We start from the raw sequence: 14,243 nt of genomic DNA, 5'->3' as shown, positions 1-14,243 counted from the left end.
GTTTTTTGAATGCATAACGACAAAGATCTCTCCACGTGGCAAACCTTCCGCCGACTCTGGCCGATGATTGCACCTTTTAAAGCAGGTTTAATCGTGGCGGGTATAGCGTTAGTTCTCAACGCAGCCAGCGATACTTTTATGTTATCGCTCCTCAAACCGTTACTGGATGACGGTTTTGGTAAAACGGATCGCTCAGTGTTGCTATGGATGCCTCTGGTGGTGATCGGACTGATGATCTTACGCGGTATCACCAGCTATATTTCCAGTTATTGCATCTCCTGGGTGTCAGGAAAAGTGGTCATGACAATGCGCCGTCGGCTGTTCAGCCACATGATGGGCATGCCGGTGGCCTTCTTTGACAAACAATCGACGGGTACATTGCTGTCACGTATTACCTATGACTCAGAACAGGTGGCATCCTCTTCCTCCAGCGCACTGATTACCGTTGTGCGTGAAGGTGCGTCAATTATCGGTCTGTTCGTGATGATGTTCTATTACAGCTGGCAGCTGTCGCTGATCCTCATCGTGCTGGCGCCGGTTGTTTCTGTCGCGATCCGCGTCGTCTCAAAGCGTTTTCGCAATATCAGTAAGAATATGCAGAATACGATGGGGCAGGTGACCACCAGCGCTGAACAGATGCTGAAAGGACATAAAGAGGTGTTGATTTTCGGCGGGCAGGAGGTCGAAACAAAACGCTTCGATAAAGTCAGCAACAAAATGCGTCTGCAGGGGATGAAAATGGTCTCGGCCTCTTCAATCTCTGATCCCATTATTCAGCTGATTGCCTCTCTGGCTCTGGCATTCGTCCTGTATGCGGCAAGCTTCCCGAGCGTAATGGAAACGCTGACGGCGGGAACCATCACCGTTGTGTTCTCTTCCATGATTGCGCTGATGCGTCCGCTGAAGTCGCTGACCAACGTTAACGCCCAGTTCCAGCGCGGGATGGCAGCATGCCAGACGCTGTTCAGCATCCTGGATTCTGAGCAAGAGAAAGACGAAGGTACTCGCGTCATTGAGCGCGCAAAGGGCGATGTCGAATTCCGCAACGTGACCTTCACTTACCCTGGCCGTGAAGTTCCAGCATTACGTAACATCAACCTGACCATTCCGGCAGGCAAAACCGTTGCGCTGGTTGGCCGTTCTGGTTCGGGTAAATCGACGATTGCCAGCCTGATTACCCGTTTCTACGACATCGATCAGGGTGAAATTTTGTTAGACGGTCACGACCTGCGGGAATACACCCTGCAGTCGCTGCGTAACCAGGTTGCGCTGGTGTCTCAGAACGTGCATCTGTTCAACGATACTGTTGCGAACAACATTGCCTATGCGCGCACTGAAGAGTACAGCCGCGAGCAGATTGAAGAAGCCGCTCGTATGGCCTATGCCATGGACTTTATTAACAAGATGGACAACGGCCTGGATACCATCATCGGTGAGAATGGGGTTCTGCTCTCCGGTGGTCAACGCCAGCGTATCGCCATCGCCCGTGCACTGCTGCGTAACAGCCCTATTCTGATCCTTGACGAAGCAACCTCTGCTTTGGATACAGAATCTGAACGTGCAATTCAGTCTGCGCTAGATGAACTGCAAAAGAACCGTACATCACTGGTGATTGCGCACCGCCTGTCAACGATTGAACAGGCAGACGAAATCGTCGTTGTGGAGGATGGGGTCATTGTAGAACGCGGTAGCCATACCGATTTACTGGCACAGCGTGGTGTTTACGCTCAGCTCCATAAGATGCAGTTCGGCGAATGATTGCCCGTATCTGGTCCGGTGAGTCCCCGCTATGGCTGCTGCTTCTGCCGCTCTCCTGGCTGTATGGTCTGGTGAGCGGCATTATTCGTCTGCTTTACCGTCTGGGGCTAAAGCGGGCGTGGCGTGCGCCGGTGCCGGTTGTCGTGGTGGGCAACCTCACGGCAGGGGGGAACGGTAAAACCCCGGTGGTCATCTGGCTGGTTGAGCAACTGCAAAAGCGCGGCATCCGCCCCGGCGTGGTGTCGCGAGGTTACGGCGGCAAAGCGGCGCACTATCCACTGCTCCTGACGCCGGACACGACGACCGCCGAGGCGGGGGATGAGCCGGTATTGATTTATCAGCGTACTGGCGCGCCTGTCGCAGTCTCTCCGGTGCGTAGTGATGCTGTTAAGGCGTTGCTTGCCGAACACGACGTGCAAATAATTATTACCGATGACGGTCTGCAGCATTACGCGCTGGCGCGTGATAAAGAGATTGTGGTCATTGATGGCGTCCGCCGTTTTGGCAACGGCTGGTGGCTGCCTGCAGGCCCCATGCGTGAACGCGCTTCGCGCCTGAAGTCCGTGGATGCGGTGATTGTTAACGGCGGTGCGGCACTGCCGGGGGAGATCCCGATGCAACTCCAGCCAGGCATGGCTATTAACCTGTTGACCGGTGAACGACAGGCCGTTTCCCGGCTACCCGCGCTGGTCGCGATGGCAGGTATTGGTCATCCTCCGCGTTTCTTCGCAACGCTGGAACAGTGTGGTGCCCGCCTTGATAAACGTGTTCCGCTGGCCGATCACCAGGCGCTGGTGGCGGAGCAGGTAGACGCGTTGACAACATCCGGTCAGACATTAATCATGACCGAAAAAGATGCGGTGAAATGCCGCGCTTTTGCGAAAGAAAACTGGTGGTATCTGCCGGTTGACGCTGAACTCAGCGGCGAGCAGCCGGAACACTTGCTCCAGGAACTGATTGCGTTGGTGCATTAAGAGCTTACGCGGTTCTGGTGGCGCTTTGACTGACAGGAAAACGCATGTCTTTACCACAACTCTCGCTTTCAGCCGCACGTAACTTGCACCTTGCCGCGCAAGGACTTCTTAAAAAGCCCCGTCGCCGCGCGCAGCCTGCCGATATCCTCACTACCGTGCAACGCATGTCGTTGTTGCAAATCGACACCATCAACATTGTGGCTCGTAGCCCCTACCTGGTGCTGTTCAGCCGGCTGGGCAATTATCCGCCTCAGTGGCTCGATGATGCGCTCAGCAAGGGAGAGCTGATGGAATACTGGGCACATGAAGCCTGTTTCCTGCCCCGCAGCGATTTTGCCCTGGTTCGCCATCGTATGCTTGCCCCGGAAAAAATGGGCTGGAAATACCGGCAGGCGTGGATGCACGAGCATGCGGCTGAAATTGAGCAGCTCATTGCCCATATCGCGGAAAAGGGGCCAGTACGTTCCGCGGATTTTGAACATCCGCGAAAAGGGGCAAGCGGCTGGTGGGAATGGAAACCGCACAAGCGTCATCTGGAAGGGTTGTTTACATCAGGCAAGGTGATGGTAGTCGAGCGGCGTAATTTTCAACGGGTGTACGACCTGACGCAGCGGGTGATGCCTCACTGGGACGACGAGCGCGACCTGCTCACACAGGAGGCAGCCGAAGCCGTCATGCTTGAAAACAGCGCCCGCAGTCTGGGTATTTTCCGTCCGCAATGGCTGGCCGATTATTACCGTCTCCGACAGCCCACGCTGAAACCGTTGCTGGATAACTGGCAGCGCGAGCAGCGGGTTATCCCGGTCTCTGTAGAGAGGTTGGGCGATATGTGGCTGCATGTGGATTTACTCCCGCTACTGCCACAAGCTGAAGCAGGTAAACTTCAGGCAACCCATAGCGCGGTGCTGTCACCTTTTGATCCGGTGGTCTGGGACAGAAAACGGGCCGAGCAGCTGTTTGATTTCAGCTACCGGCTGGAGTGCTACACTCCCGCGCCAAAGCGCCAGTACGGTTACTTTGTTTTGCCCCTGCTGCACAAGGGACAACTGGTAGGGCGCATGGATGCCAAAATGCACCGTAAAACCGGCACGCTAGAGGTCATTGCGCTGTATCTGGAAGAGGGCGTCAGGATAACCGCGACCCTGGAAAAAGGGTTAACATCCGCCATCAATGATTTCGCCTGCTGGCAGAAGGCCTGCGAAGTGACGCTGGGCCGCGTGCCTGACGGACTCTTTACATCCTGTCGAAGTGGCTGGGAAACAGGCACGCCCTGAAAAGGGAATGTGATAAGCTTTAGCGATTACCCATACGGAGGAACTATGGATCACCGTTTACTTGAAATTATTGCCTGCCCGGTGTGCAACGGCAAACTCTACTATAGCCAGGACAAACAAGAGCTGATTTGCAAACCGGACAGCCTGGCTTTCCCGCTGCGTGACGGTATTCCGGTACTGCTGGAAAACGAAGCCCGTTCCCTGGTGGCTGAAGAGAGCAAACCATGAGCTTTGTCGTCATTATTCCTGCCCGTTACGCCTCAACGCGTCTGCCGGGTAAGCCGCTGGTAGATATCAACGGCAAGCCAATGATTGTGCATGTCCTTGAACGCGCCCGTGAGTCCGGCGCTGACCGTATTATCGTGGCCACCGATCATCCTGATGTTGCGCGTGCGGTTGAAGCCGCAGGCGGGGAAGTATGCATGACCCGTGCCGATCACCAGTCTGGTACTGAACGTCTGGCTGAAGTGGTTGAGAAATGCGCATTCAGCGACGATACGGTAATCGTTAACGTGCAGGGCGACGAACCGATGATCCCGGCGGCGATTATTCGTCAGGTGGCGGAAAACCTGGCGCAGCGTCAGGTTGGCATGGCAACTCTCGCGGTACCTATCCACCACGCGGAAGAAGCGTTCAACCCGAACGCGGTGAAGGTTGTGACGGATGCGGAGGGCTATGCGCTTTATTTCTCCCGTGCCACCATCCCGTGGGATCGCGATCGCTTTGCGGTGTCCAAAGAGACCATTGGCGATACCTTCCTGCGCCATATTGGCATCTACGGCTATCGCGCTGGCTTTATTCGCCGGTATGTAACCTGGACACCGAGTCCGCTGGAGCATATTGAAATGCTGGAACAGCTTCGTGTGCTCTGGTACGGCGAAAAGATCCACGTTGCCGTCGCCGAAGAGGTGCCTGGTACAGGCGTAGACACCCCAGAAGATCTTGAGCGCGTTCGCGCTGAATTGCGTTAATCCTTGCGGCATCCCTCTTTTGGGAGGGATGCACTCCGCCGTTTATTTTCTCTTATCTTTTCCATAATTGATCTCCGCAGGGTGACATCTGCGTCCTGCGCGCTCATTATAAAAGCAGTAGTCTTAATGGGGGTAATCTCATATGGAACAGCTGCGTGCCGAACTGAGTCACCTGCTTGGCGAGAAGTTAAGCCGGGTGGAATGTGTAAGTGAAAAGGCAGATACCGCGCTCTGGTCGTTGTACGACAGTCAGGGAAACCCAATGCCGCTGATGGCCCGAAGCTTTACCTCGCCGGGTGTGGCCAGGCAGCTCGCCTGGAAAATTTCAATGCTCGCGCGGCAAGGAACCGTGCGTATGCCGACGGTTTACGGAGTGATGACGCATGAAGAGCACCCCGGTCCGGATGTTCTGCTGATTGAGCGTTTACGCGGAGTATCCGTTGAAGCCCCGGCGCGTACACCGGAGCGCTGGGAACAGCTGAAAGACCAGATTGTGGAGGCTCTGCTGGCCTGGCACCGGCAGGATAGCCGTGGTCTTGTGGGACCCGTCGACAGCACTCAGGAAAATCTTTGGCCGCTGTGGTATCGCCAGCGGGTGGAGGTGCTGTGGGGAACGCTTAATCAGTTCAACAACACCGGCTTGACCATGCAGGATAAACGTATCCTGTTCCGCACCCGGGAGTGTTTACCGGCGCTGTTTGAGGGCTTTAACGACAACTGCGTGTTGATACACGGTAATTTTACCCTGCGTAGCATGCTTAAAGATTCTCGTAGCGATCAGCTTCTGGCGATGCTGGGGCCAGGGGTCATGCTGTGGGCTCCACGCGAGTATGACCTGTTCAGGCTCAGCGATAGCGCGGCCGCTGAAGGCTTGCTGTGGCACTATCTGCAGCGCGCGCCCGTTGCGGAGGCGTTTCTCTGGCGGCGCTGGCTTTATTTATTGTGGGATGAAGTGGCGCAGCTGGTGAATACCGGACGTTTCAACCGCGCCAACTTTGACCTTGCGACAAAATCACTCCTGCCCTGGCTCGCCTGAGGAGCCTTTCAGCCACTGCCAGATGCGTCCCAGCGTCTCATAGCCGACGCGATCGCTATGCATCAACCACATCGGGGACGGGATCACCCGTTCCCATGGGTTTAGCGGGGCGTTAATGGCCATCTGGTTCGCCGGCGCGGGAAGCGGGTGCAGTCCTTGTTTTTCGAAGAAAATCATTGCCCTTGGCAGATGCGAAGCAGATGTAACCAGTAAGAACGGAACATCGCCAATAGCCTGTTTCACCGCCGCGGCTTCTTCTTCGGTATCTTTCGGACTGTCCAGCGTGATAATAGCGGAGCGCGGCACGCCGAGGGATTCTGCCACCCTGGCGCCGGCTTCAGCCGTGCTGACCGGGTTGGTTTTGGCTGGCGCGCCGGTGAAGATCATTTTTGATCCCGGATTAGCCAGCCACAGGCGAATACCTTCGTTCAGGCGCGGCAGGCTGTTGTTGATCAGGTTAGAGCTGGGGGCCCAGTTTGGATCCCAGGTATACCCGCCGCCCAGCACCACGATGTACTCCACTTTCTGGTTTCCCTGCCAGGTCGGGTAGGTGTTTTCGATGGGACGTAACAGTTTGTCTGCGACGGGTTGCAGGCTCAGCAGCAGCAGTACCAGCCAGCCGAAGGTGATCAGCGTTTTGCCACTTTTCTGAAAGCGACTAAACCACACCAGCCCCAGCCCCAGCGCGATGATGAGCAGCAGTAGCGGAAGGGGAAGCATCATGCCTCCAATGTATTTCTTCAGGGTAAAAAGCATCCTTTTTGGTTCCTTTTTTAACCATATAGCAGGCGAATACCCGTGATATTACACCAGAGAGGTTCATTCTCCGCGCGGGTGTGACAAAATAGCGGTTTTGCAGTTAGCGAGTGGAACTCTCCCAATGCGGGATCGCAATTTTGATGACATCGCGGAAAAGTTTTCGCGCAACATATACGGCACCACAAAAGGGCAGTTACGTCAGACGATCCTCTGGCAGGATCTGGACACCATTCTGGCCACGTATGGCGGTCAAACGTTGCGCGTGCTTGACGCCGGAGGCGGTGAAGGGCAGACGGCCATAAAAATGGCTGAGCGCGGTCATCACGTCACACTTTGCGATCTTTCTGCTGAGATGGTTGCGCGTGCCACGCGTGCAGCAGAGGAGAAAGGTGTGAGCGACAACATGCATTTTGTACAATGCGCCGCTCAGGACATCGCACAGCATTTGGAAACCCAGGTTGATCTGATATTGTTTCATGCGGTGCTGGAATGGGTAGCCGATCCGTTAAGCGTGTTACAAACTCTGTGGTCGATGCTACGCCCGGGCGGTACGCTGTCGCTGATGTTCTACAATGCTAACGGCTTCCTGATGCACAACATGGTTGCGGGCAACTTCGACTATGTTCAGGTCGGAATGCCGAAAAAGAAAAAGCGCACGCTTTCCCCGGACTATCCGCGCGATCCCCAGCAGGTTTACGGCTGGCTGGAAGAGATTGGCTGGCAGATAACCGGGAAGACGGGCGTCAGGGTGTTTCATGATTATCTGCGTGAAAAACACAAACAGCGTGACTGTTTTGACACCTTAACAGAATTAGAAACGCGGTATTGCCGTCAGGAACCGTTTATCAGTCTTGGCCGCTATATTCACGTCACCGCGCACAAGCCGCAGATGCAAGGATAACCTATGAGTGAATTTTCCCAGACAGTCCCCGAACTGGTTGCCTGGGCCAGGAAAAATGATTTCTCCATCTCGCTGCCGGTAGACAGACTCTCTTTCCTGCTGGCGGTTGCCACGCTGAACGGCGAACGGCTCGATGGCGAAATGAGCGAGGGTGAACTGGTGGATGCGTTCCGCCATGTGAGTGATGCGTTTGAGCAAACCAGCGAAACCATTAGCGTGCGTGCCAACAACGCAATCAACGATATGGTGCGTCAACGTCTGCTGAACCGCTTTACCAGCGAGCAGGCGGAAGGTAACGCCATTTATCGACTGACGCCACTGGGCATCGGCATTACCGATTACTACATCCGCCAGCGTGAGTTTTCCACGCTGCGTCTTTCCATGCAGCTCTCGATTGTGGCGGGTGAACTCAAGCGTGCAGCCGATGCCGCGGATGAAAACGGTGATGAATTCCACTGGCACCGCAACGTCTACGCGCCGCTGAAATATTCGGTAGCGGAGATTTTTGACAGTATCGATCTGACCCAGCGTCTGATGGACGAACAGCAGCAGCAGGTGAAAGATGATATCGCGCAACTGCTGAATAAAGACTGGCGTGCGGCCATCTCCAGCTGTGAGTTGCTGCTGTCGGAAACCTCCGGCACGCTGCGTGAACTGCAGGATACGCTGGAGGCCGCAGGCGATAAGCTCCAGGCCAACCTGCTGCGCATTCAGGATGCGACCATGGCACATGACGATCTGCATTTTATCGACCGTCTGGTCTTTGATTTGCAGAGCAAGCTCGATCGCATCATTAGCTGGGGCCAGCAATCGATTGACCTGTGGATCGGTTACGATCGTCATGTACATAAATTTATCCGTACCGCCATCGATATGGATAAAAACCGCGTCTTTGCTCAGCGTCTGCGTCAGTCTGTTCAAACCTACTTCGATGCGCCGTGGGCGCTAACCTACGCCAATGCCGATCGTCTGCTTGATATGCGTGACGAAGAGATGGCGTTGCGTGATGAAGAGGTAACCGGTGAGCTGCCACCGGATCTGGAATACGAAGAATTCAACGAAATTCGTGAGCAACTTGCGGCCATGATCGAAGAACAGCTCGCTGTCTACAAAACCAGACAGGTACCGCTGGATCTTGGTCTCGTGGTGCGCGACTATCTGGCGCAATATCCTCGCGCGCGCCACTTCGACGTTGCCCGCATTGTGGTAGATCAGGCGGTTCGCCTGGGTATCGCGCAAGCAGATTTCACCGGACTGCCGCCGAAGTGGCAGCCGATTAACGATTACGGAGCCAAGGTACAGGCGCATGTCATTGACAAATATTGAACAAGTGATGCCATTAAAGCTGGCACAGGCGCTGGCGAATCCGTTATTTCCGGCGCTGGACAGCCAGCTGCGTGCCGGTCGTCATATTGGCCTCGACGAGCTGGATAATCACGCCTTTTTGATGGACTTCCAGGAGTATCTGGAAGAGTTTTACGCACGCTATAACGTTGAGCTTATCCGCGCGCCGGAAGGTTTCTTCTACCTGCGTCCGCGTTCCACCACGCTTATTCCGCGCTCTGTGCTTTCCGAGCTGGATATGATGGTCGGCAAAATTCTGTGCTACCTCTACCTCAGCCCGGAACGTCTGGCAAATGAAGGGATCTTCACCCAGCAGGAGCTTTACGATGAGCTGTTGACGCTGGCAGACGAAAGCAAGCTGCTGAAGCTTGTGAACAACCGTTCTACGGGGTCGGATCTCGATCGTCAGAAATTGCAGGAAAAAGTTCGCTCTTCTCTGAACCGTCTGCGTCGTCTGGGGATGGTCTGGTTTATGGGCCACGACAGCAGCAAATTCCGCATTACGGAATCTGTTTTCCGCTTCGGTGCCGACGTGCGTGCGGGCGACGACGCGCGTGAAGCGCAGCTTCGCATGATCCGCGACGGTGAGGCGATGCCGGTGGAAAACCATTTGCAGCTCAATGACGAGCCTGAAGACAATCAGCCGGATAGCGGGGAGGAAGAGTAATGATTGAACGCGGTAAATTTCGCTCACTAACGCTGATTAACTGGAACGGCTTTTTTGCCCGAACCTTTGATCTTGATGAGCTGGTGACAACGCTCTCCGGCGGTAACGGTGCGGGTAAATCCACCACCATGGCGGCCTTTGTGACGGCGCTGATCCCTGATTTGACGCTGCTGCACTTCCGTAACACCACCGAAGCGGGGGCGACAAGCGGCTCCCGCGATAAAGGCCTGCACGGTAAGCTCAAAGCTGGCGTCTGTTATTCGGTGCTGGATGTGATCAACTCCCGTCATCAGCGTGTGGTGGTGGGCGTGCGTCTACAGCAGGTCGCCGGTCGCGACCGAAAAGTGGATATCAAACCGTTCGCGATTCAGGGCCTGCCAACCTCAATGCAGCCAACGGCGCTGCTGACGGAAACGCTCAATGAGCGCCAGGCGCGCGTACTGACGCTGCAGGAGCTGAAAGACAAGCTCGAAGCTATCGAAGGCGTGCAGTTCAAGCAGTTCAACTCGATTACCGATTACCACTCCCTGATGTTCGATCTGGGCGTGGTGGCGCGTCGTCTGCGTACCGCATCCGACCGCAGCAAATATTACCGTCTGATTGAAGCCTCCCTGTACGGCGGGATCTCCAGCGCCATTACCCGCTCCCTGCGCGACTACCTGTTGCCGGAAAACAGCGGCGTGCGTAAGGCCTTCCAGGACATGGAAGCCGCGCTGCGTGAAAACCGCATGACGCTGGAAGCGATTCGCGTTACCCAGTCTGACCGCGATCTGTTTAAACACCTGATCAGTGAAGCCACCAACTATGTGGCGGCGGATTATATGCGTCACGCCAACGAGCGTCGTGTGCATCTCGATCAGGCATTAGAGTACCGCCGCGAGCTGTTCACCTCGCGTAAACAGCTGGTGGCCGAGCAGTATAAGCACGTTGAAATGGCCCGTGAACTGGGCGAACACAACGGGGCTGAAGGCGATCTGGAAGCCGATTATCAGGCCGCCAGCGATCACCTGAACCTGGTTCAGACCGCGCTGCGCCAGCAGGAAAAAATCGAGCGCTACGAAGCCGATCTCGATGAACTGCAAATTCGTCTCGAAGAGCAAAACGAAGTGGTGGCCGAAGCCGCCGACATGCAGGAAGAGAACGAAGCGCGTGCCGAAGCCGCCGAACTGGAAGTGGATGAGCTGAAAAGCCAGCTCGCCGATTACCAGCAGGCGCTGGACGTGCAGCAGACGCGTGCAATTCAGTACAACCAGGCCCTGCAGGCATTGCAGCGTGCGAAAGAGCTATGCCATCTGCCTGACCTGACGCCGGACAGCGCCGATGAATGGCTGGACACCTTCCAGGCGAAAGAGCAGGAAGCCACGGAAAAACTGCTCTCCCTGGAACAGAAAATGAGCGTCGCGCAGACCGCGCACAGCCAGTTTGAACAAGCTTATCAGCTGGTGGTGGCGATTAACGGCCCGCTGGCGCGAAACGAAGCGTGGGACGTAGCCCGCGAGTTGCTGCGCGACGGCGTCAACCAGCGTCATCTGGCTGAGCAGGTGCAACCGCTGCGTATGCGTCTGAACGAGCTGGAACAGCGTCTGCGCGAGCAGCAGGAGGCCGAGCGTCTGCTGGCCGAGTTCTGTAAGCGTCAGGGTAAACATTACGATATTGACGATCTCGAGGCTCTGCACCAGGAGCTTGAAGCCCGTATCGCCGCCCTTTCCGATACGGTATCCAGCGCCAGCGAACAGCGGATGACGCTGCGTCAGGAGCTGGAGCAGCTTCAGTCCCGCTCGCAGACGCTGTTGCAACGCGCACCCGTCTGGCTGGCGGCGCAAAGCAGCCTGAACCAGCTCAGCGAACAGTGCGGTGAAACGTTCGAATCCAGCCAGGAAGTGACCGAATATCTGCAACAGCTGCTTGAGCGCGAGCGCGAGGCGATTGTTGAGCGTGATGAAGTTGGTGCGCGCAAGCGCGAGGTTGACGAAGAGATTGAACGCTTAAGCCAGCCGGGCGGTGCGGAAGATGCCCGCCTGAATACGCTGGCGGAGCGTTTCGGTGGCGTACTGCTGTCAGAAATTTATGATGACGTGGGTCTGGACGATGCGCCGTACTTCTCCGCGCTGTATGGCCCGTCGCGTAACGCGATTGTGGTGCCGGATCTGTCTCTGATTGCCGAACAGCTCGAAGGGCTGGAAGATTGCCCGGAAGATCTCTATCTGATCGAAGGGGATCCGCAATCGTTCGATGACAGCGTGTTCAGCGTTGACGAGCTGGAAAAAGCGGTAGTGGTGAAAATCGCTGACCGTCAGTGGCGTTACTCGCGCTTCCCGGAACTTCCTCTGTTTGGCCGCGCCGCGCGTGAAAGTCGTATTGAGAGCCTGCACGCTGAGCGTGAAACACTGTCTGAACGTTTTGCGACGTTGTCGTTTGACGTGCAGAAAACCCAGCGCCTGCATCAGGCATTTAGCCGCTTTATCGGTAGCCATCTGGGAGTGGCCTTTGAGGCTGACCCGGAAGCGGAAATTCGCAAGCTTAACACCCGCCGTGGTGAGCTTGAGCGCGCGATTGCCAGCCATGAAAATGACAACCAGCAGAGCCGCGTTCAGTTTGAACAGGCGAAAGAGGGCGTTGCTGCCCTGAACCGCATTCTGCCGCGTCTGAATCTGCTGGCGGACGATACGCTGGCTGACCGTGTGGATGAAATCCAGGAACGTCTGGATGAAGCGCAGGAGGCTGCGCGCTTCGTGCAGCAACACGGTAATCAGCTGGCGAAGCTGGAGCCGGTCGTTTCGGTGCTTCAGAGCGATCCAGAGCAGTTTGAGCAGCTAAAAGAAGATTATGCCTGGTCCCAGCAGGTGCAGCGTGAAGCACGCCAGCAGGCGTTTGCCCTGACGGAAGTGGTGCAGCGTCGCGCTCACTTCGGCTACTCTGACTCGGCGGAAATGCTGAGCGGTAACAGCGATCTGAACGAGAAATTACGCCAGCGCCTTGAGCAGGCTGAAGCGGAACGTACGCGTGCCCGTGAAGCGATGCGTAGCCACGCGGCCCAGTTGAACCAGTACAATCAGGTTCTGGCCTCGCTAAAAAGCTCCTTTGATACCAAGAAAGAGCTGTTAAACGATCTGCAAAAAGAGCTGCAGGATATCGGCGTCCGTGCCGACAGCGGGGCAGAAGAGCGGGCGCGTGTTCGTCGTGATGAGCTGCATGCCCAGCTGAGCAATAACCGTGCGCGTCGTAATCAGCTGGAAAAAAGCGCTGACCTTCTGTGAAGCGGAGATGGATAACCTGACCCGCCGCCTGCGCAAGCTGGAGCGCGACTATCACGAAATGCGCGAGCAGGTGGTATCTGCGAAGGCTGGCTGGTGCGCGGTGATGCGCATGGTGAAAGACAATAATGTTGAACGCCGTCTGCATCGTCGTGAACTGGCGTACCTCTCTGCGGATGAACTGCGATCCATGTCGGATAAGGCGTTGGGTGCGCTGCGTCTGGCGGTGGCCGATAACGAACATCTGCGCGATGTGCTGCGTATGTCTGAAGATCCGAAGCGTCCTGAGCGTAAAATTCAGTTCTTCGTGGCGGTATACCAGCATCTGCGTGAGCGTATTCGTCAGGACATCATCCGTACCGACGATCCGGTCGAAGCCATTGAACAGATGGAAATTGAACTGGGGCGCCTGACGGAAGAGCTGACCTCCCGTGAACAGAAGCTGGCTATCAGCTCCCGTAGCGTGGCGAACATCATCCGCAAGACCATTCAGCGCGAGCAGAACCGTATTCGCCAGCTGAACCAGGGTCTGCAGAGCGTATCGTTTGGTCAGGTGAACAGCGTACGTCTGAATGTAAACGTGCGTGAAGCGCACTCTACGCTGCTGGATGTGCTCTCTGAGCAGCATGAACAGCATCAGGATCTGTTTAACAGCAACCGTCTGACTTTCTCCGAAGCGCTGGCGAAGCTGTATCAGCGTCTGAATCCGCAGATTGATATGGGGCAACGTACGCCGCAAACCATCGGTGAAGAGCTGCTGGATTACCGTAACTACCTGGAGATGGAAGTTGAGGTTAACCGTGGTTCAGATGGCTGGCTGCGTGCGGAATCCGGGGCACTGTCGACCGGTGAAGCTATCGGTACCGGGATGTCGATTCTGGTGATGGTGGTGCAGAGCTGGGAAGATGAAGCGCGTCGTCTGCGCGGCAAAGATATTTCCCCATGCCGTCTGCTGTTCCTTGATGAGGCAGCGCGTCTGGATGCCCGCTCCATCGCCACGCTGTTTGAGCTCTGCGAACGTCTGGATATGCAGCTCATTATTGCGGCACCGGAAAATATTAGTCCGGAAAAAGGCACAACCTATAAACTGGTGCGTAAAGTGTTCCAGAACAGCGAGCACGTTCATGTTGTAGGCCTGCGTGGCTTTGCTCCGCAGCCGCCGGAGTCCTTACCGGGCACAGCAGACGCCTCTTGAGGCGTGTTGTTACAAAGTGCGGCGCATTAGCGCCGCTTTTTTTTTACGCTTAACTTATGCTTACGGCTGCGTTATCTTTAAACTTCTTTACATAAGGTAAGGCAACTGCG

At 55.8% G+C, this 14,243-nt stretch carries 10 protein-coding genes and 1 pseudogene; 10 read left to right on the top strand and 1 reads right to left on the bottom strand.

Features of this window, described 5'->3' with window-relative positions; all coding sequences use genetic code 11:
- The first annotated feature begins 9 nt into the window (after window positions 1-9).
- From msbA to ECL_RS13435, 6 genes are all read left to right on the top strand, one after another.
- The gene (gene msbA, locus ECL_RS13460; protein ID WP_013097303.1) at window positions 10-1,758 is read left to right on the top strand and encodes a lipid A ABC transporter ATP-binding protein/permease MsbA; all 1,749 of its coding nucleotides are present in this window, start codon (window positions 10-12) and stop codon (window positions 1,756-1,758) included.
- Entirely contained in the window at window positions 1,755-2,732 is a 978-nt protein-coding gene (lpxK, locus tag ECL_RS13455; RefSeq protein ID WP_013097302.1) for a tetraacyldisaccharide 4'-kinase, read from the top strand. Before msbA ends, lpxK begins: the two co-directional genes overlap by 4 nt.
- A 44-nt stretch (window positions 2,733-2,776) precedes the next feature.
- A complete protein-coding gene (locus ECL_RS13450) occupies window positions 2,777-4,006 on the top strand; it encodes a winged helix-turn-helix domain-containing protein (RefSeq protein ID WP_013097301.1) in 1,230 nt (409 codons plus the stop codon).
- 45 nt (window positions 4,007-4,051) lie between these two features.
- On the top strand, window positions 4,052-4,234 hold the full coding sequence (gene ycaR / locus ECL_RS13445; protein ID WP_013097300.1) for a protein YcaR: 183 nt from the start codon (window positions 4,052-4,054) through the stop codon (window positions 4,232-4,234).
- Window positions 4,231-4,977 (top strand): 3-deoxy-manno-octulosonate cytidylyltransferase, encoded by a 747-nt coding sequence (kdsB, locus tag ECL_RS13440; protein ID WP_013097299.1) that lies wholly within the window; start codon window positions 4,231-4,233, stop codon window positions 4,975-4,977. The genes ycaR and kdsB overlap by 4 nt, the downstream gene beginning before the upstream one ends.
- Before the next feature lie 142 nt (window positions 4,978-5,119).
- Entirely contained in the window at window positions 5,120-6,013 is an 894-nt protein-coding gene (locus ECL_RS13435; RefSeq protein ID WP_013097298.1) for a YcbJ family phosphotransferase, read from the top strand.
- On the opposite strand, the gene elyC is transcribed toward ECL_RS13435, so the two are convergent.
- The gene (elyC, locus tag ECL_RS13430; RefSeq protein WP_013097297.1) at window positions 5,990-6,769 is read right to left on the bottom strand and encodes an envelope biogenesis factor ElyC; all 780 of its coding nucleotides are present in this window, start codon (window positions 6,767-6,769) and stop codon (window positions 5,990-5,992) included. The genes ECL_RS13435 and elyC overlap by 24 nt on opposite strands.
- 124 nt (window positions 6,770-6,893) lie before the next feature.
- Here elyC and cmoM point away from each other — a divergent pair, with 124 nt between their 5' ends.
- The 4 genes and pseudogenes from cmoM (at window position 6,894) to mukB (ending at window position 14,133) form a co-directional block, all read left to right on the top strand.
- Window positions 6,894-7,673 carry a tRNA uridine 5-oxyacetic acid(34) methyltransferase CmoM gene (gene cmoM, locus ECL_RS13425; protein WP_013097296.1) on the top strand — a complete coding sequence of 260 codons (780 nt, stop codon included), beginning with the start codon at window positions 6,894-6,896 and terminating at the stop codon, window positions 7,671-7,673.
- Between the two features lie 3 nt (window positions 7,674-7,676).
- The gene (gene mukF, locus ECL_RS13420) at window positions 7,677-8,999 is read left to right on the top strand and encodes a chromosome partition protein MukF (RefSeq protein ID WP_013097295.1); all 1,323 of its coding nucleotides are present in this window, start codon (window positions 7,677-7,679) and stop codon (window positions 8,997-8,999) included.
- Window positions 8,980-9,684: a chromosome partition protein MukE gene (gene mukE, locus ECL_RS13415; RefSeq protein ID WP_013097294.1), complete on the top strand. Its 705-nt coding sequence runs from the start codon at window positions 8,980-8,982 to the stop codon at window positions 9,682-9,684. Before mukF ends, mukE begins: the two co-directional genes overlap by 20 nt.
- Window positions 9,684-14,133, top strand: a pseudogene (gene mukB, locus ECL_RS13410) (chromosome partition protein MukB). Before mukE ends, mukB begins: the two are co-directional and overlap by 1 nt.
- Window positions 14,134-14,243 lie beyond the last annotated feature (110 nt).

Origin of the sequence: Enterobacter cloacae subsp. cloacae ATCC 13047 (assembly GCF_000025565.1) — a bacterium.
GTDB lineage: Bacteria > Pseudomonadota > Gammaproteobacteria > Enterobacterales > Enterobacteriaceae > Enterobacter > Enterobacter cloacae.
The sequence above is the reverse complement of the archived record's forward strand: the minus strand, read 5'-3'. Positions and strand labels throughout refer to the sequence as shown.